This window comes from Protaetiibacter intestinalis (assembly GCF_003627075.1).
GTDB classification, from domain to species: Bacteria; Actinomycetota; Actinomycetes; order Actinomycetales; family Microbacteriaceae; genus Homoserinibacter; species Homoserinibacter intestinalis.
This window is the reverse complement of the sequence record NZ_CP032630.1, coordinates 1,141,395-1,159,195: the sequence shown is the minus strand read 5'-3', so window position 1 is coordinate 1,159,195 and position 17,801 is coordinate 1,141,395. Positions and strand designations below refer to the sequence as shown.

General features: G+C 73.4%; 18 protein-coding genes. 8 read left to right on the top strand and 10 right to left on the bottom strand.

The window, feature by feature from the left end; translation table 11 throughout:
* Positions 1-12: 12 nt before the first annotated feature.
* The 3 genes from D7I47_RS05565 (at position 13) to D7I47_RS05555 (ending at position 1,943) form a co-directional block, all read left to right on the top strand.
* Positions 13-285: a hypothetical protein gene (locus D7I47_RS05565; protein ID WP_170154365.1), complete on the top strand. Its 273-nt coding sequence runs from the start codon at positions 13-15 to the stop codon at positions 283-285.
* Between the two features lie 90 nt (positions 286-375).
* A complete protein-coding gene (locus D7I47_RS05560; RefSeq protein WP_120762121.1) occupies positions 376-1,284 on the top strand; it encodes a DNA-3-methyladenine glycosylase family protein in 909 nt (302 codons plus the stop codon).
* 101 nt (positions 1,285-1,385) lie between these two features.
* Positions 1,386-1,943, top strand: a complete 558-nt coding sequence (locus D7I47_RS05555; protein ID WP_227000887.1) for a thioesterase family protein — start codon at positions 1,386-1,388, stop codon at positions 1,941-1,943.
* Between the two features lie 82 nt (positions 1,944-2,025).
* Here the strand turns inward: D7I47_RS05555 and D7I47_RS05550 are convergent, their stop codons facing one another.
* The 4 genes from D7I47_RS05550 to D7I47_RS05535 form a co-directional block, all read right to left on the bottom strand.
* On the bottom strand, positions 2,026-3,573 hold the full coding sequence (locus D7I47_RS05550) for a phytoene desaturase family protein (RefSeq protein WP_120762120.1): 1,548 nt from the start codon (positions 3,571-3,573) through the stop codon (positions 2,026-2,028).
* Between the two features lie 82 nt (positions 3,574-3,655).
* Complete coding sequence (locus D7I47_RS05545) at positions 3,656-4,258, bottom strand: NAD-dependent epimerase/dehydratase family protein (RefSeq protein WP_227000885.1); 603 nt, start codon at positions 4,256-4,258, stop codon at positions 3,656-3,658.
* A gap of 85 nt (positions 4,259-4,343) precedes the next feature.
* Positions 4,344-5,726, bottom strand: a complete 1,383-nt coding sequence (locus tag D7I47_RS05540) for a DUF6421 family protein (RefSeq protein ID WP_120762118.1) — start codon at positions 5,724-5,726, stop codon at positions 4,344-4,346.
* Between the two features lie 135 nt (positions 5,727-5,861).
* Positions 5,862-6,848 carry a helix-turn-helix transcriptional regulator gene (locus tag D7I47_RS05535; protein WP_120762117.1) on the bottom strand — a complete coding sequence of 329 codons (987 nt, stop codon included), beginning with the start codon at positions 6,846-6,848 and terminating at the stop codon, positions 5,862-5,864.
* Between the two features lie 83 nt (positions 6,849-6,931).
* Between D7I47_RS05535 and D7I47_RS05530 the strand changes: the two genes are divergently transcribed.
* Entirely contained in the window at positions 6,932-7,297 is a 366-nt protein-coding gene (locus D7I47_RS05530) for a VOC family protein (protein WP_120762116.1), read from the top strand.
* 32 nt (positions 7,298-7,329) lie between these two features.
* Here the strand turns inward: D7I47_RS05530 and D7I47_RS05525 are convergent, their stop codons facing one another.
* From D7I47_RS05525 to D7I47_RS05505, 5 genes are all read right to left on the bottom strand, one after another.
* Positions 7,330-8,151 (bottom strand): alpha/beta fold hydrolase, encoded by an 822-nt coding sequence (locus D7I47_RS05525; RefSeq protein WP_120762115.1) that lies wholly within the window; start codon positions 8,149-8,151, stop codon positions 7,330-7,332.
* 43 nt (positions 8,152-8,194) lie between these two features.
* Positions 8,195-9,652 carry an APC family permease gene (locus tag D7I47_RS05520; RefSeq protein WP_120762114.1) on the bottom strand — a complete coding sequence of 486 codons (1,458 nt, stop codon included), beginning with the start codon at positions 9,650-9,652 and terminating at the stop codon, positions 8,195-8,197.
* A 106-nt stretch (positions 9,653-9,758) separates the two neighbouring features.
* Positions 9,759-11,123 (bottom strand): LLM class flavin-dependent oxidoreductase, encoded by a 1,365-nt coding sequence (locus D7I47_RS05515; protein ID WP_227000883.1) that lies wholly within the window; start codon positions 11,121-11,123, stop codon positions 9,759-9,761.
* Entirely contained in the window at positions 11,120-12,301 is a 1,182-nt protein-coding gene (locus tag D7I47_RS05510; protein WP_120762113.1) for an acyl-CoA dehydrogenase family protein, read from the bottom strand. Before D7I47_RS05510 ends, D7I47_RS05515 begins: the two co-directional genes overlap by 4 nt.
* The gene (locus D7I47_RS05505) at positions 12,301-13,581 is read right to left on the bottom strand and encodes an acyl-CoA dehydrogenase family protein (protein ID WP_120762112.1); all 1,281 of its coding nucleotides are present in this window, start codon (positions 13,579-13,581) and stop codon (positions 12,301-12,303) included. The genes D7I47_RS05510 and D7I47_RS05505 overlap by 1 nt, the downstream gene beginning before the upstream one ends.
* A gap of 175 nt (positions 13,582-13,756) precedes the next feature.
* On the opposite strand from D7I47_RS05505, the gene D7I47_RS05500 reads away from it, so the two are divergent.
* A complete protein-coding gene (locus D7I47_RS05500; protein WP_120762111.1) occupies positions 13,757-14,146 on the top strand; it encodes a RidA family protein in 390 nt (129 codons plus the stop codon).
* Positions 14,147-14,160: 14 nt separating this feature from the next.
* On the opposite strand, the gene D7I47_RS05495 is transcribed toward D7I47_RS05500, so the two are convergent.
* A complete protein-coding gene (locus D7I47_RS05495) occupies positions 14,161-15,000 on the bottom strand; it encodes an exodeoxyribonuclease III (protein ID WP_120762110.1) in 840 nt (279 codons plus the stop codon).
* Between the two features lie 51 nt (positions 15,001-15,051).
* Between D7I47_RS05495 and D7I47_RS05490 the strand changes: the two genes are divergently transcribed.
* From D7I47_RS05490 to D7I47_RS05480, 3 genes are read left to right on the top strand one after another with little or no spacing between them, the layout of a single operon-like run.
* On the top strand, positions 15,052-15,738 hold the full coding sequence (locus D7I47_RS05490; protein ID WP_120762109.1) for a hypothetical protein: 687 nt from the start codon (positions 15,052-15,054) through the stop codon (positions 15,736-15,738).
* Positions 15,739-15,757: 19 nt separating this feature from the next.
* On the top strand, positions 15,758-16,312 hold the full coding sequence (pyrE, locus tag D7I47_RS05485; RefSeq protein ID WP_120762108.1) for an orotate phosphoribosyltransferase: 555 nt from the start codon (positions 15,758-15,760) through the stop codon (positions 16,310-16,312).
* 24 nt (positions 16,313-16,336) lie between these two features.
* Positions 16,337-17,794, top strand: coding sequence for a hypothetical protein (locus D7I47_RS05480; protein ID WP_120762107.1), 1,458 nt, complete (start codon positions 16,337-16,339; stop codon positions 17,792-17,794).
* The last annotated feature ends 7 nt before the right edge of the window (positions 17,795-17,801 follow it).

Here is a 17,801-nt window from a genome sequence, read left to right as displayed (position 1 = left end):
CCGCGAAGGAGCATGATGTCGAACCTCCAGACCGCCCCCTCGGGCACCGACTACCCCGGGAAGACCCTGGGCATCGTCGGCCTCGTGCTGGTGTTCTTCACCATCGTCATCGGCCTGGTCCTGAGCGCCGTGGCGCTCAGCCAGTCGAAGAACGCCGGCTACACCAACACGCCCGCCAAGATCGGCGTGATCCTCGGGAGCATCTTCCTGGCGATCCTCGTCCTCTGGGTGGTCATCGTGTTCGTCGTGGCGGGCCTCGCGGTCTCGAGCGGCCAGCTCGGCTGACCGGGCCACGTCGTCACGGAGGGGCTCGCGCCGCAGGCGCGGGCCCCTCTCGGCGTCTCCGGGTCGGTGCGGCGGGTTAGCCTGAGCCCGATGGACCCGGTCGTCACCCGCTACGCCCCGCCGCATCCGGTGCGGCTGCGGCTCGTGCTCGCCCCGCTCGTGCAGGGGGCGACCGACCCGACCGCGCGGCGCACGGCCGACGGCTGGTGGCTGACGGCGCGGTTCGCCGCGGGGGCTGCGACGCTGCTGCTGCGCGAACGCGCGGACGGCGTGGAGGCGCGGGCGTGGGGGCCCGGCGCCGAGCAGGCGATCGCCTCGGTGCCGGCGCTGCTCGGCGCGGAGGACGACGACTCCGGGTTCGAGCCGGGGCGGCATCCGCTCGTCGCGCGACTGCACCACGAGACGCCCGGCCTGCGGTTGGCCCGTGCGGGCCGCATCCTGCCGTACCTCGTGCCGACGGTGCTCGGCCAGAAGGTGACCGGCATCGAGCAGAAGTCGGCCTGGCGGCAGCTCGTGACCCGCTACGGGGAGGCGGCGCCCGGGCCCGCGCCGCTCGGCATGCGGGTGGTGCCCGAGGCGGCGGTGTGGCGGCGCATCCCCTCCTGGGTGTGGCACCGGGCGGGCGTCGGACCGCAGCGCTCCGACACGCTCATGCGGGTGTTCGCGGTGGCCGACGCGCTCGAACGGGGTGCCGTGCTGCCCGGGGCGGAGGCCGGGCGGCGCCTGCGGACGGTGGCGGGCGTCGGGCCGTGGACGGTGGCGGAGACGCTGCAGCGTTCGCACGGCGACCCGGATGCGGTGAGCGTCGGCGACCTGCACCTGTGCAAGCGCGTCGGTACGGCGCTCGCGGGTCGGCGCGTCGACGACGACGGCATGCTCGAACTGCTGGAACCCTGGCGCGGGCACCGCCAGCGCGTCGTGCGGCTCATCGAGGCGGCGGGCATCGGCTACGAGCGCCACGGGCCGCGCCTCGCGATCCCCGAGCACCGCGCCCGCTGATCGTCGCCATCGCGCACCGACGCGACGCGTACCGCGCGTGGGTTTGTCGGCATCCGACAGCGCTCTGGCGATCCGTTGACGGATGCGCCTAACGTTCCTGCGTGGGTTTCCTCCGCCGTCTGTCCCGTCTCGCCTGGCTGACCACGCGCGCACCGAAGCTGCCGCCGCTCGACATCTACGACGTGTGCCGCTCGCCGCGCCGCGTGCTGCTCGGCGACCTCGACGAGCTGCGCCACATGAACAACGGCGCCTACCTCGCGAACCTCGACCACGCGCGGCAGGAGCTCGTCGTGCGCACGGGACTCTGGAAGCGGATGCGGGACGCCGGCATGTACCCGGTGGTGGGCGCGCAGACGATCGCGTACCGCAAGTCGCTCAAGCTCGGGCAGCGGTACGTCATCGAGTCGCGCTTCCTCGGGCTCGACGACCGCGCCGCCTACCTCGAGCAGCGCTTCGTGGTCGACGGCGAGGTGTTCGCGCGGGCCTACGTGCAGGGCCGCTTCCTCTACGACCGCGGCGGTACCGTGCCGATGGACGAGCTCTCCCGCGTGAGCGGCATGGACCCGGCCACCCACCCCATCCCCGCCTGGCTGCACGACTGGGCGGCCCAGATCCGCCTCCCCGGCACCCGAACCCCCACCCCCTCCACCTGGGACTGACCAGCCGACATCGCTGACCGGTCGGTTTCTGGCCTCAAACTCGCTATATGGGGCGAGAAACCGACCGGTCAGCGACGACGGGTCAGGACTCGAGGGTGGCCATCGCGGCGTGGTAGCCGCCGAGACCGGAGACCGCGCCGCCTCGGCGGGAGCCGGAGCCGCAGAGGAGGATGCGGGGGTGCGCGGTCGCGACGCCCCAGCGCTCGGCGGGGGTGGCGAGCGGGGTGTCGTCCTCGGCCCAGGGCCAGGCGAGCGGGCCGTGGAAGATATTACCGCCCGGCATCCGCAGGCTCTGTTCCAGGTCGCGCGTCGTCGCCGTCTCGATGCACGGGTTGCCCGCGGCATCCGTCATGAGCACGTTCGCGATCGGCTCGGCGAGCACCGAGTCGAGCGAGGCCAGCACGGCATCCTGCAGCTCGGCACGCGCCGTATCCGGGTCGCGGCCCTCGAGCAGCCGGTCGGGGGTCTGCAGGGCGAACACCGTGAGGGTCTGGGCGCCCGCCGCCCGCAGCTCGGGCGAGAGGATGCCGGGGTCGGTGAGCGAGTGGCAGTAGCTCTCGAGCGGCAGCGGCGCGGGGATGCGACCCGCGGCGGCGCTCGCGTGTGCGGTGTCGAGCGCGGCGAAGCCCTCGTGCACGTGGAAGGTGCCGGCGAAGGCGGCGGCGGGGTCGGCGGAGGCGTCGCGCAGCCGCGGCAGGCGCGTCAGCAGCAGGTTGACCTTCACCTGGGCGCCCTCCGGCCGCTCCGCCCGCTCGCCGAGCAGCCGCGCGAGCTCGAAGGGGGCGACCCCCGAGAGCACGGTCGCCCCGGCGAGGCGGTGCTCGGCATCGCCCGTGCGGTAGCTCACCTCGCCGTCGGGGGTCACCGAGGTGACCTCGGCGCCCGTGATCAGCTCGGCGCCGGCATCCCGTGCCGCCCGCGCGAGCGCCCCGCTCACGGCTCCCATGCCGCCGACCGGCACATCCCAGTGCCCGGTTCCGCCGCCGATCACGTGGTACAGGAAGCATCGGTTGGCGGCGAGCGTGGGGTCGACCACGGGCGCGAAGGTGCCGATGAGCGCGTCGGTGAGCACGACGCCGCGCACCAGGTCGTCGGCGAAGCGGTGCTCGACCGTCTGGCCGATGGGCGCCTCGACGAGCTCCGCCCACACCCGGTCGTCGCCGACCGCGCGGCGGGCCTCCGCGCGGGTGAGCAGCGGGTCGGTGACGGTCGGCCAGATCGCGGCGGCGAGGCGGGCGGTGTCGGCGCCGAAGGCGTTCCAGGCGGGGAGGTCGGAGGCCGCGCCGATGCCTGCGAAGCTCGCGGCGGTGGCATCCGCGTCGCCCGTGTCGACGAGCAGACCGCGGTCGGTGCCGGGCAGCGGCGTGTAGGACGAGAAGCGGCGGCGGGCGAGGGCGATGTCGAGCCGGAGGTCGCGGCGGATGCGCTCGGGCAGCAGGCTCACGAGGTAGGAGTAGCGCGAGAGGCGGGCCTCGACGCCCGGGAACACCTCGGCCGAGATGGCAGCGCCGCCGAGGTGCGGCTGCCGTTCGAGCAGCGTCACGCTGCGGCCCGCACCCGCGAGGTAGGCGGCGGCGACGAGGGCGTTGTGCCCGCCACCCACGATGACGACATCCCGCATCCGAGTCATGCGGCCAGTATCCCAACTCCCCCTACGCTGACCGGTCGGTAATCGGCCCCAAACCGCGGGAATGGGGCCAGAAACCGACCGGTCAGCGCAGGGTGAGCGACACGCGGGCGCCGTTCACGGAGGCGGCGGGGGCGTCGAGCCAGGCGGCGAGGCGCTCGGCGAGGACGGCTGCAGGGGTGCCCTCCTCGCCGAGCGAGCGGATGACGAACACGGTCGCGGCGCCGCCCGCCGCCCCGAGGCGGTCGCCCAGCTCGGCGACCAGCCCCTCGGCGTCCGCCTTGGCGCGCGCGTAGGAACTCGTGGGTTCGGCGTCCGGCTTCACTGCGGTCGAGCTGACGATCGCGAGACGACCCGCGGACGCGGTGAGGGCCGCCTCGAACGCCGCGATCACGTGCGCGAGACTGTCGACGAGGCGCGGACGCAACCACGCGTCCACCTCGGCCGAATCGCCGCCGCGCCAGCCGCCGACGAGGTGCAGCACCGCGTCGACGGGGCCGAGATCCGCCGCGAGGGCGCGCACGGCATCCGCGTCGGTGAGGTCGGCGACCATCCGCTCTGCCGCGTCGACCGACGCGAGCCTCCCGGCATCCGTGCCCACCGCGATCACGGTGTCGCCGCGCTCGCGCAGCAGCGAGCACACGGCCCGCCCGGCGATCCCGCTCGCTCCGGTGACGACGACCCTCACGCGCCTCCTCCTCTCCGCGAAAGTACGCACTTTTGGGCGCTCGGGAGCGATTTCGGCCCAAAAGTACGTACTTTCGGGGACGGCGTCACCCGGTGATGCCCTTGGTCGACTCGATCACGTCGGTCATCTTCTTGCCGAGCGCCTCGTAGAACATCGACAGCGGGAACTCGTCGTCGAGCACCGCGTCCGTGTAGCCCTTCGGGGCGCCGGCGAGCACCTCGTCGGGCAGCCCGCGCGCCCACACGGATGCCGGGTTCGGGGCGAGCGTGCCCCGCACGAGCTCGTAGGCGGCCAGCCAGTGCGCCGTCTTCGGGCGGTCGATCGAGCGCCAGTACAGCTCGTCGATGGCGTCCGACAGGGCGATCACGGCATCCGGCACCTGATCCCAGTCGAAGGCGAGCTGGGTGTCGGTCCAGTGCAGAACGTCGCGCTGGTGCAGCCACGCGAACAGCAGCTGCCCGCCGAGCCCGTCGTAGTTGCGGATGCGGGAGCCGGTGAGCGGGAAGCGGAACAGCCGGTCGAACAGGATCGCGTGCTGCACGTGCACCGCACGGTCGCGGGTGCGCTCGTCGGCGTCCTCCGAGCGCGCGAGCTTCACGCACTCGCGGAACGCGGTGAGGTCGCAGCGCAGCTCCTCGAGCGAGTAGAGGAAGTACGGCATCCGCTGCTTGATCATGAACGGGTCGAACGGCAGGTCGCCGCGCATGTGGGAGCGGTCGTGGATGAGGTCCCACATCACGAAGACCTCCTCGGCGAGGCCCTGGTCCTCCAGCAGCAGGCGCTGGCTGGGCAGCAGCTCGAGCTTGGTGATCTCGGCGGCGGCGTCGACCACGACCCGGAAGCGGGCGGCCTCGCGGTCCTGGAAGATCGCCCCCCAGGTGAACGGCGGGATCTCGCGCATCGCGACCGTCTCGGGGAACAGCACCGCGGAGTTCGTGTCGTAGCCGGCCGTGAAGTCGACGAGCCGCAGCGAGACGAACAGCTTGTTCGTGTACCGCTCCTCGAGGCGGGCGATGAACTCGGGCCAGATCACCTCGACGATGAGCGCCTCGACGTGCCGGTCGGGCGAACCGTTCTGCGTGTACATCGGGAACACGACGAGGTGGCGGAGGCCGTCGACGCGGTGGCTCGCGGGGTCGAAGGCGACGAGCGAGTCGAGGAAGTCGGGCACGCCGAAGCCGTCCGCCTCCCAGCGCGCGAAGTCGTGCGGCAGCGCCTCGAGGTAGGCGGCGTCGTGCGGGAACGCGGGGGCGAGGGCGCGGATGCCGGCGACGAGCGCCGCGACGTGACCGCTCGCCTCGGGGTGGCGGGCGGCATCCGGGATCGAGCCGTCCTTCTCCTGCAGCGCGGCGAGGCCGGTGGCGGCGGCCTTGAGCTGCGCCCAGGCGGCGCTCTGCTCGGCGGTGGAGGCGTCTTCCACGACCTCCGGTTCTCCGATGATGGATGCGGGCTGGGCGAGCGTGGTCATGGCGCCTCCTTCCGGCATCGAGCCTACGAAGGATCGTTGTGCGAAGGGTTGCCAACCGCGCTGGATCGTTGCGTGCACGCACGATTCCGCGCACATCCGCGCAGGTTCCCGTCGCTGACCGGTCGGTTTCTCGCCTCAAACCTCCGGTTTGAGGCGAGAAACCGACCGGTCAGCGAGGGAGGAGACGAGCCGGGCGGCGAGGGCCCGCACCTCGTCGCGCAACTCGTCGGGCTGCTCGATCACGAACGGGCGGTCGAGGCCCGCGATCGCGGCCGCGACCCAGTCGAGTCGTTCGGCGCGCAGCTCGATGCGCAGCCATCCGTCGTCCGCGGTCTCGACGGTCGCGGCGCCGGGCGGGAAGCGGCGCAGCACCGCGTCGAGCCCGGCGTCGACCCGCACTCGCACCACATGGGCGCGGGGCACGGATGCGAGACTCGCGAGGAGGAAACCGCGGATGTCGAACTCGGCCGGCCCGCGGAACACGGCGCGCCGGAGACGATGGCGCAGGATGCGGTCGACCCGGAAGACGCGCGGTTCGGCCACCCCCTCGACGCCCGCGACCAGATACCAGTGGGCGTCGTGCGCGACCACACCGTAGGGGTGGACCAGCCGATCCACGCGTACCCCGTCGGCGCGCGCGTAGGCGAGTTGCACCGCGCGACGCTCGCGCACCGCGTCCGCGAGATCGAGCACCGTGCGGGTGGCGGCCGGGGTCGGCTCGCGCCCCGCGCCGGTCGCGGTGACCGAGCCCAGCACGGCGTCGACTCGGCGGCGCAGCGCGGCCGGCAGCGCGCGGCGGAGTTTCGCGGCCGCGCTCGCCGCCGCGCCGTCCGCGTCGCTCAGCAGCCCCGCCTCGCCCGCGAGCAGCAGTCCGACGACGGTCGTGAGCGCCTCCTCGTCGGTGAACAGGAGGGACGGCGTGCGGTAGCCGGGCGTGACGCGGTAGCCGCCGTGTCGGCCGCGCACCGCCTCGATCGGCACGCCCGCTTCGAGCAGCAGTTCGATGTCCCGTCGGATGGTGCGTTCGCTCGCCCCGAGGCGCTCGCGCAACCGCGAGACCGGATGCGTGCCGCCCGACTGCAGCACCTCGAGCAGCGCGAAGGCGCGCACCGCCTGCTGCATTCCGGGCCTCGATTCCGAATACCGGTCGTGGCACGACCGGTATCGCTCCTAGCCTGCCCGAGGTATCCACCGAGAGGAAGACCATGCAGTTCGCATCCGTCCGCATCATCACCGACGACGTCCCCGGGCTCACCGGGTTCTACGAAGCCCTCACGGGGCTCGAGGCCCAGCGCGTGGCTCCCGTGTTCGCCGTGTTCGCCGCGCCCACCGGCACCCTCGCGATCGGAGACGTCGTCACGGCGCCCTTCGTCGACGCGACGAACCGGTCGGGCTCCGCGGCGATCGTCGAGTTCCTCGTCGACGACGTGGAGGCGGCGTTCGCGCACGCCGTCACGCTCGGCGCCGAGGCCGTGCTCGAGCCGGCGACGATGCCGTGGGGCAACCGCTCGGCCATCGTGCGCGACCCCGCCGGCACGCTCGTGAACCTGTTCCGGCCTCCCGCAGCCTGACTCCGCCGGGCGAGGGTGCGCCCGGCCGCGGGTCACAGGCCGTGGCGGACGAGGAAGTCGCGGAGCAGCGCGGTGAAGCGGGCGGGGTGCTCGACGCTCGGCAGGTGGGCTGCGTCGGGGAAGCGGCCCTCCTCGGCGCCCGGGATGCCGGCGAGCAGCAGGCCGGCGGCGACCTTCGCATCCGTCACGTCGTGGTCGCCGATCACGACGAGCGTCGGCACGGCGACCTCGCCCAGCCGATCGATTGCGGGGTCGGCGGGCGGGGTCGCCTCGCCCGCGAAGTCCCAGTGCGCGGCCCCCACGTTGAGCTCGATCGCCCGCTCGACGAACGCCGGGTCGACGTCGTCGGCGTCGCGGTCCGGCCCGATGTCCCACAGCTGCACCTCGATGCGCACGAGCGCGTCGACGTCCTGCGCGGCCTCCGCCTCGTCCATCGCCGCCTCGAGCGCGAGCTCGTTCGGCGTGTACTCGATGCCCTCCTCGCGCTGCCCGCTCGGGTTCGACCCGACCATCACGAGGCCGACCACCCGATCCGGATGCGCGAGGGCCGCGTCGAGCGCGAAGCGGCCGCCGCGCGAGGCGCCCACCACGGTCGCCCGTGAGACGCCCGCCGCATCCAGCACCGCGACGAGGTCGTCGACCTCGGAGTAGGGCACCGCGGCCCCCGGCGAGGCGCCGTAGCCGCGGGTGTCGTAGCGGATCACCCGGTGGTCGGATGCCAGCTCGTCGAACTGCGGATCCCACATCGCCCGCGTCGCGACGCCCGCGTGCACGAAGAGCACCGCGGGCGCGCCCTCGTCACCGGCGACGTCGAAGGTGAGCGACGCGCCGGGCACGGATGCGACGGGGGGCACGCCGCCAGACTAGGCGACGTGCCCCCCGCGGGCCAGGACCGAATCAGTCGAGCTCGGCGCCCTTCCGGAAGCGGCCGACGATCGGGCCCGCGAGGAACGCGAGCGCGAGCAGCACGAGGATGCCGATCGAGAACGGGCCGTAGCTGTCCTCGTAGACGAGGGCGGGCAGGTTCCAGAGGATGATCGCGAAGAACCCGAGCAGGCCGATGAGGGCGAGCGTCGGCGCGATCAGGCGTCGCCACAGGCTCACGCCGTGCGGCTCCTTGCGGAAGATGCCGATGACGGACGCCGTCGTGATGACGAGCAGCAGCACGAAGCCGACCGAGGCGATGCCGCCGAGCCAGGTGTAGAACTCGTCGATCGGCTTGAGGTTGAGCGCGACGGCGGCGACCACGAGCAGTCCCACGATGGTGGCGGTGACGAGCGAGGCGCGCGAGGGCGAGCCGTGCCGGGCGTGCGCGATGCCGAGGGGCTTCGCGATCACGCCCTTGCGGGCGAGCGAGTAGAAGTAGCGCGTCGAGATGTTGTGGAACGACAGGATGCACGCGAAGAGGCTCGTGACGAACAGCACCTGGATGATGTGGCCGCCGACCGCGCCGAGGTACTGCTCGGTGGTGTCGCTCAGGATGGTGCCGAAGTTGGCGGTGGCGTTCTCGACGATCGTCGACTGGCCGTTGGCGCTGATGAGCGCCCAGCTGGAGATCGCGTAGAAGACGCCGATCGAGATGAGCGCGATGTAGGTGGCCCGCGGGATGGTCTTGTCGGGGTCCTTCGCCTCGTCGCGGAACACGGCGGTCGCCTCGAAGCCGATGAAGCTCAGCAGCGCGAAGAGCACGGCGAAGCCGGGCGCGCCGGAGACGATCTGGGCGGGGTCGAGGAAGCCGGTCGAGAAGCCCTCGGGGCCGCCGCCGGAGAAGACGACCGCCGCATCCAGCGCGAGCACGATGAGCACCTCGCCGATCAGCAGCACGGCGAGCACCCGGCCCGAGAGCTCGATGTTGAAGTAGGCGAGCGCGGAGACGACGACGAAGCCGACCGCGGCGTACGCCCACCACGGCACGGCGGGCAGGCCGTACGACTGCAGCAGGTTGTCGACGCCGGGCCCGAACAGGCCGAAGACGCCGGCCTCGAGCACGAGGTACGACAGCAGCGCCGAGAACGCGGTGCCGAGGCCGGCCCCGCGGCCGATGCCCTTGTCGACGTAGGCGTAGAAGGCGCCCGCGCTGCGCACGTAGGGCGTCGCCGCCGTGAAGCCGACCGCGAAGAGCACGAGCACGGCCGTCACGACGAGGAAGATCGTGGGGAAGCCTGCGCCGTTGCCGAAGGCGATGCCGAGCGGCACGGGGCCGCCGATGACGCCGAGCGGCGAGGCCGCGGCGACGACGATGAAGACGATGCTGGCGACGCCGAGCGAGCCGCGCAGCTTGCCGGTGACGGCGCGCTCCGGGGCGTCGTCGCCCTGGGGAGCCGTCTCGGCGGGGCGAGTGGTCGTGGTGGTCATGGTGGGGTCCTTCGGGATCTGTGGGGGTGCTCCGCCGTGCGGATGCGGCACGCTATCGCCCCCGGGCGGGGCTGCGCGAACGTGTGTGACGGGGTGCGACGCAGCGTTACGACGTGTGTCGGAAGGCCGCGGCGGCGTGGTCGTCGGCGACCCGCGCTCCGGCGCCGGAGAGCTTCTCGCGCAGGGTGCCGCGGCGCGGTTCGGCGGGCCGTCGGCCGCGTCGGCGCAGCTCCGGGACGAGCAGCCCGGTGAGCTGCTCCCAGCCCTCGGGCGAGACCGTCGCGGCGAGGTTGAAGCCGCTCACGCCCGTGGTCTCGACGGTGCGCTCCAGCACGTCGGCGACCGTCGAAGGCGAGCCGACGACGACCGGTCCGTCGCCGCCGATCCGCGCGTAGTCGGCGATCTCGCGCGGCGTCCACACCCGGCTCGGGTCGGCCGCGGTGAACGCGTCGACGGCCGACTGGATGGCGTCGCTGCCCTGGGCGGCGAGCGGGGCATTCGGATCCAGCCGCGAGAAGTCGATGCCCGTCCAGCCCGAGAGCAGCACGGCCGCGCCGATCGGGTCGGCCACCTCGAGGTACTCGCGGTAGAGCGCCTCGGCGTCGGCATCCGTCGCGGCGAGGATCACGGTCTGCTGGTTGATGACGGGCACGGTGTCGGGGTCGCGCCCCGCCTCGGCGACGGCGGCGCGCACGGCCGCCACCTGCTTCGCGAGCACGGCGTCGCTCGGCGCGGCCACGAACACCGCCTCGGCGTGCCGGGCGGCGAAGCGCAGCCCGCGCGGGGAGGCGCCCGCCTGGAACAGGAACGGGGTGCGCTGCGGCGAGGGTTCGGCGAGGTGCAGCCCGGGCACCCGGAAGAACTCGCCGGCGAAGTCGATCGCGCGCACCTTCGCCGGGTCGACGTACACCCCGGATGCGGCATCCGCGACGACCGCGTCGTCGGCCCAGCTGCCCTCCCACAGGCGGTAGCAGACCTCGAGGTACTCGTCGGCGATGTCGTAGCGGCGGTCGTGCGCCACCTGCCCCGAGACGCCGAGGTTGAGCGCGCCGCTCGAGAGGTAGGAGGTGACGATGTTCCAGCCGATGCGGCCGTTCGTCAGATGGTCGGCCGTCGAGATGCGGCGGGCGAAGGGGAAGGGGTGCTCGAAGGAGACGGATGCCGTGACCCCGAAGCCGAGGGTCTCGGTGACGGATGCCATGGCCGGTACGAGCTGCAGCGGGTCGCCGACCGGCACCTGCGCGCCGGCCCGGAGCGCGGCATCCGGGCTGCCGCCGTACACGTCGTAGACGCCGAGCACGTCGGCGAGGAACAGCACGTCGATGCCGCCCGCCTCGAGGGTGCGCGCGAGGTCCAGCCAGTGCTCGAGGGTGCGGTAGCCGCGCGAGCGGTCGCGCGGGTGGCGCCAGAGCCCCGAGGAGAGGTGGTTCGGGGTGTTCATGCTGAACGCGTTGAGGATGATCTCGCTCACGACGCGGCACCCTTCGGCGGCACGCCCACGTACCACTCGTAGGGCGGCTCGGCATCGTTGACGACCGCGTCGCCCACGATGCGCGCCTTGAACGCGACCGGGTTGTGGGATGCCACGGTGCGGGCGTTGCGCCAGTGCCGGTCGAGGTCGCGGGCCGCACTCGTGGCGGAGGCGCCGAGCACGTCGAAGAGGGCGGTCGTCTGGCGCAGCGCCAGCTCGGTGACGCTCAGCTGGGCGCGCGAGACGGCGAGCTCGGCGGCCCGCTTGTGCTCGGCGACGGTCGCGGCATCCGCGCCCCGCGCCTCGGCGGCCCGCTGCACGACGCGCGCGGCGTCGAGGGTGATGGCGCGGGTGGCGGCGGTCGTGGCCGAGAGGCGGCCGATCGCCTCGAGCAGCTGCGGGTCGTGGCGGCTGGTGGCGGCGGCGCCGTGGCTGAAGACGCGGGCGCGCGTGCGCAGCTCGTGCACGGCATCCCGTTCGGCCTCCTGCGCGATGCCGGCGAGCACCGCCACGAGCACGAGCTGGTAGAGGGCCGTCTGGTAGGGGAAGCGGGTGGCGAAGTCGAAGACGTCGGCGGCGTCGACGTGGGCGGCCTCGAAGACGGTCGTGCCGCTGCCGGTGAGGCGCTGGCCGAAGCCGTCCCAGTCGTCGGTGATGGTGACGCCGGGCTGGTCGCGACGCACGAGCGCGGCCACCTCGACGCCGTCGGGGCGCATCGCGTTGGCGTCGATCCAGTCGGCGAAGATGCTGCCGGTCGTGTAGTACTTCGTGCCCGTGATCGCGTAACCGCCGTGGCTGGTGTCGAGGCGGGTGGAGACGGCGCCGAGCGTCACGTTGCCGATCTCGGTGACCGCGTTGCCCACGAGCTCGCCCGCCGCGAAACGCGCCAGCCAGCGGTCGCGATCCGGGCCCTCGGGCGCCCACAGGCGGTCCTCGACGAAGGCGAGGTGCCCGCGCAGCGCCTGCGGCACGTTCGGGTCGGCGGCCGCGAGGTCGACGAGCGCCGCGGTGAGCGCGACGATGTCCGCCCCGCCGCCCCCGGCATCCGCGGGCACCCGCAGGGCGCCGAAGCCGGCATCCCGCAGCCAGCCGAGCTGCTCGAACGGCAGCACACGGTCGCGTTCGCGCTCGACGGCACCCTCGCGGATGCGGTCGATCGCCTCCTCGAGCGCGCCCATCAGGTGTACAGCGAGACGGGCTGCAGGCGGCCGTCGAGGAAGTGCGCCCCGACCTCGATCGACTTGTAGTCGACCGGATCGTGCAGCGTGTAGGTGCGGACGTTGCGCCAGAACAGGTCGAGGCCGATGCGGTTCGCGGTGGCGGATGCGCCGGTCACCTCGAAGACCCGGTTCGTCACCTCGAGCGCGGCGCGGGTCGAGGCGACCTTGAGCGCCGCGATCTCGACCTCGATGCGGCCGCGGTCCGCCTCCGTCGTGGCGGCGCCGAGCGCGACCGCCTCGTCGAAGCGGCGCGCCAGCCGGTCGGCGAGCGCCTCGACGGCGGCCGTCTGCGCGACGAGCTCGCCGAGCACGCGGTGCACGGTCGGGTCGTCGGCGTAGCGCTCGACGCCCGAGAGGAACCAGGCGTTCGAGCGCGCCAGCACGAGCTCGCGCGCCTGCTCGAGCGCACCCTGGGCGCCCGCGAGGTAGACGTTCGCGAGCAGCAGCTGCACGCCGGGCGTGACGAGCGCGGCGAACGGCTCCTCGCGGTCGACGCCGATGACATCCGCCTCGGTGATGCGCACGTCGGTGAAGCGGATCGAGCCGGATGCCGAGGCCCGCTGGCCGAGGTGATCCCAGTCGTCGGGGTGCTCGACGCCCGCGCGGCGCGAATCGAGAGCGAACACGACGAGCTCGCCGTCGTGGCGGCCGCCCTCGGCGATCGCGCCCGAGATGACGACGTCGGTCGCGGCGGCGCCCGTCGCGAAGCGCTTGACGCCGTTCAGCAGGTAGCCGTCGCCGTCGGCCGTGAACGAGAGGTCGGGGCTCACCGGGTTGAAGGCGTCGCTCCAGAACAGGTTCCGCTCGGCGGAGGCGCGGTACCAGCGCTCGCGGCCGTCGGGGTCGCCGTAGAAGGCGACGCAGGCCTGGTTGAGGTAGTGGTAGCCGAGGATCTGCCCGAGCGAGGCATCCGCCCGCGACACGGTGCGGATCACCTCGAACGCGGTCTCCCAGTGGGCGCCGTGCCCGCCGTTCTCGGCCGGGACCACGAGGTTCGCGAGCCCGGAGGCGCGCAGCACCTCGAGCGCCGCGCGCGGGTCGCCCGTGCGGTCGCGTTCGAGGGCGCCGGGGCGCAGCTGCTCGGCGACCGCCTCGGCCACCCCGCGCCAGCGCGCGAGCTCCTCGGCGGATGCGGTGCCCGCCCAGGGGCTGCGGGCGGTGCGGGCGGCGCCCGTTCCGGCGCTGCTCGGGCTGGCGCTCTCGGTGCTACTCGGACTGGCGCTCTCGATGGTGCTCATGCGGTGCTCTCGGGTCGACGACGGGTGCCCCGTCATGCTCCCGGCTCCGCATCCGTCCGTCGACACCGGATGCAACAAGACGTAATCGCTGACCGGTCGGTTCTCAGCCCCATTTCAGATAAATGAGGCGAGAAACCGACCACTCAGCGTCGGAGGACCCGAGGAGACTCGAGCCATGAACGCACAGATCACACCGGTCGACCCGCCCAGCATGGCCACGAGCCCCGCCTTCGCACAGGGGATGATCGTGCCCGCCGGGCCGATCCTGTTCGTCGGCGGTCAGAACGGCGTCGACGGCGACGGCAACCTCGTGAAGGGCCTCGGCCCGCAGACCGCGCAGGCGCTGCGCAACGTGAAGGCCGTGCTCGCCGAGGCGGGCACCGGCCCCGAGCACGTGGCGAAGCTCAGCATCTTCCTCACGTCGGGGGTCGCCCCGAACGAGGCCTACGCCGCGAGCGCCGCCGAGTGGACCCACCGCACCGCGGTCACCGTCGTGACGGTGCCGATGTCGCGTCCCGGGGTCCTCGTCGAGATCGAGGCCGTCGCCGCGATCCCCGCCGGCTGAGCGGGCGGGGGAGCCTAGAAGATCATCGGGCGGTCGTCGTCGTCCGCCGCCCCCAGATCGAGGTCGACCACGACGGGCACGTGGTCGCTCGGGCCGTCGCCCTTGCGCTCCTCGCGGTGGATGGAGGCGTCGACGACGCGGTCGGCGAAGGCGTGCGATCCGAGGATGAAGTCGATGCGCATGCCCTCGTTGCGCGGGAAGCGCAGCTGCTTGTAGTCCCAGTAGGTGAAGCCCTCCGGGCGGATCGGGCGCACCACATCCGCGAGCCCCGCCTTCTCGAACGCGGCGAACGCCGTGCGCTCGGGCGGCGAGATGTGGGTCGAGACGCCCGGCACGAAGGTGGGGTCGCCGACGTCGGAGTCGAGGGGGGCGATGTTGAAGTCGCCCATGAGCGCGAGCGGCAGCTCGGGGTCGGCCGCGAGCCAGTCGCGGGTGTCGGCCGCGAGGGTCGCGAGCCAGTCGAGCTTGTAGGCGTAGTGCGGGTCGTCGAGCGCGCGGCCGTTCGGCACGTAGAGGCTCCACAGCCGCAGCCCCTCGACCGTCGCGCCGATCGCGCGCGCCTCGAGCGGCGCATCCGGGCCCTCGTGCCCCTTCAGGAACCCGGGCTGGCCGGGGAAGCCGACCCCGACATCCTCGATCGCGTGCCGCGCCGCGATCGCCACGCCGTTCCACTGGTTGAGGCCGTGCAGCACCACCTCGTAGCCGGCGTCCTCGAAGGCGGCGAAGGGGAACTGCGCCTCGGTGCACTTGATCTCCTGGAAGGCGACCACGTCGACGTCCTCCCGCAGCATCCAGTCGATGGCGCGCGCGTGACGGGTGCGGATCGAGTTGATGTTCCAGGTCGCGATGCGCATACGGCAACGCTAGCGGCCACCGCGGATGACGTCGTGTGGCACCCTCGGAGGATGCGTCTGCCCTGGTTCCTCCGGACCGCGCTCTCGCCGCTCGTGCTCGCGGCGATCGCGCTGAGCGTGCCGCTCACGGTGATCGGAATGGAGCTGTCGATCCCCGACGATCGGGCGGAGCTGCCGTGGTCGAACGTGCTCGTCGCCTTCCCCGCGATCGTCGGGGCGATCGGCGAGCTCGAGGTGGTGTGGCGGAGACTGTCGGTCAACCGCATCGCCGAGGCGTTGCGGCGCACCCTCGTGGTGCCCACGGCATCCGCCCTCGTCTCGGCGGCCACCGTCGCGATCTCGTACGCCGCCCTCGACGTGGAGGGCCGCATCGGCGACGACCACCTCGTGTTCCCCGCGGACGTCGGCAACCCGTGGGCGCTCACCCTGTTCGCCGGCGCCGGTCTCGGCATGGCCGCGGCGCTCGGCGTGCTCATGATCGTGACGTTCCCGCTGCTCACCGTCTTCCGCGCCGACGAGGTGGTCGCCTTCAACTACGTGGAGCTCGACGAGCAGCACCTCCCGACGGCGCGGACGGCGGTGCGCGGCATCGCGGTGGTCGTCGCGTGCCTTCCGGTCGCCGTGACCGCGTTCGTGCTCGACTGGCCCCTGCTCGCCTGGCCGGTGACCGTCGTCGGCGTGATCGCGGTGATCCGCGTGGTCGGGCTGCAGCGCCGGATCGGCCGCAGCCCGATCTGATCCCTCTAGGCTGTAGGCCGTGACCGACGCGCGCAGCCAGCTCATCGAGTACATCTCGAACGAGGCCGTGTTCCACGGCGACTTCACGCTCACGAGCGGCCGCAAGGCCAGCTACTACGTCGACCTGCGCAAGGTGAGCCTCGACCACCGCGTCGCCCCGCTCATCGGGCAGGTCATGGTCGACCTCATCGCCGACATCCCCGAGGTGGACGCCGTGGGCGGGCTCACGATGGGCGCCGACCCGATCGCGGCCGCGGTGCTGCACCAGGGTGCCGCACGCGGCCTCTCCTACGACGCCTTCGTGGTGCGCAAGGAGCCGAAGGACCACGGGCGCGGCAAGCAGGTCGAGGGCCCCGACCTCGCGGGCAAGCGCGTCATCGTGCTCGAGGACACCTCCACGACGGGCGGTTCGCCGCTCAAGGCCATCGAGGCGCTCGAGAAGGTGGGTGCCGAGGTCGTCGCCGTCGCCGTCGTCGTCGACCGGGCGACGGATGCGCAGGAGCGCATCGAGGCCGCCGGCTACCCCTACCTCGCCGCCATCCGGCTCGCCGACCTCGGCCTCGAGCCGCAGTAAGCGCATCCGAGACCCCCGATACCGATGAGCGAACGACCCGGCGACGACGAGCAGTCCCCGAGCGACTGGCTCTCGTCGCAGTTCGACGAGACCGGCGAGGTGCGGAAGCCGCCGGCGGCCACGCCGCCGCCGGTCGCCCCGCCGCCCACCGCGGCACCGGTCCCGCCACCCGCGGCGACGGCCCCGCCGGCGGGTGGCTTCGACTGGGGGCTGCGCGCGACCACGCCGCCCGCGGCGAACGCGTCGACTCCGCCCGCGGGTGGCTTCGACTGGGGGCTGCGCGCGACCACGCCGCCCGCGGCGAACGCGTTGACTCCGCCCGCCGCCGTGCCGCCGGAGCCGGAGTTCATCCCGACCCCCGCGTGGACGCCCGGAGCCCGCACGCCCGCGGAGCCTCCGGCGGCGACTCCGCCGCCCGCTGCCCCGGTGCCGCCCGCCGCCCCGCCGGCGGCCGTGGCCCCGCCGCCGCTCCCCGTGCCGCCGCCGCTCGTCGAACCGCCGAGCGTCGACCCCGCGCCGACCGTCGCCTGGACGCCCCCGCCGATCGAGCCCTCCCTCGACGGAGCCGAACCGCCCGCGGCTCCGCCCGAGGCGCCCATGCCGTTCGAGACCGCGCGACTGCCCGAGGTGGCGCCGGATGCGGCCGACGCGCCCTCCTGGGATCAGCCGACCCAGCTCATGGCATCCGTGCCGGAGCCCGCCGTCGACCCGTACGCGAACGTCTCCGCGACCGAGCTGCTCGGGGCGGCGGCCGTCGCGCCCGACCCCGGCACGAGCTCCGCGCTCGAGACACTCTTCGGCGAGGACAACTTCCGCGACTACGACGCCGAGGCCGCCGGGGCGCCCCGACCGGCCGCGGTCGCCGTCGAGGGGCGGCCCGAGGTGCCGGTGCGGATCAGCCGCACCCAGAAGGTCCTGCTCGGGGTGGTCGGCGGGCTCGTCGCGCTGCTCGCGCTCGCGGCGCTCTTCCTGCTCGGCACGAGGCTCGGCGCGCTGGCTCCGGCGCCGACCCCCACGCCGAGCGTCACGCCCACCCCGACCCCCACTCCGACCCCCACCGCCGCGCCGGTCGGGCCGGTCGAGCCGGGCGTCTGGGCGTGGGATGCGCTGCTCGGCGGCGAGTGCCTCGACCCCTACGTCGACCCGTGGGCGGAGGAGTTCACGGTCGTCGACTGCGCGACGCCGCATCCGGCCCAGATGGTGCTGCGCGGCACCTTCGCCCCCTCCGCGGAGGGCGTCACCGACGACCCGTACCCGGGGGCGGATGCGCTGCAGGGCCAGCTCTCGCTGCTGTGCACGGCGCCCGGCGTGATCGACCTCGCGCAGGCGGGGCAGTACCCCGACCTGCAGTTCCAGGGCAGCTACCCCGCGAACGCCGAGCAGTGGGACGAGGGCAACCGCTTCTACTACTGCTTCGTCAGCCGCTCCTCCGGCGAGCCCCTCACCGGCTCCGTCGCCGTGCCCGCGACCCCCGCCGCCTGATCCCGGG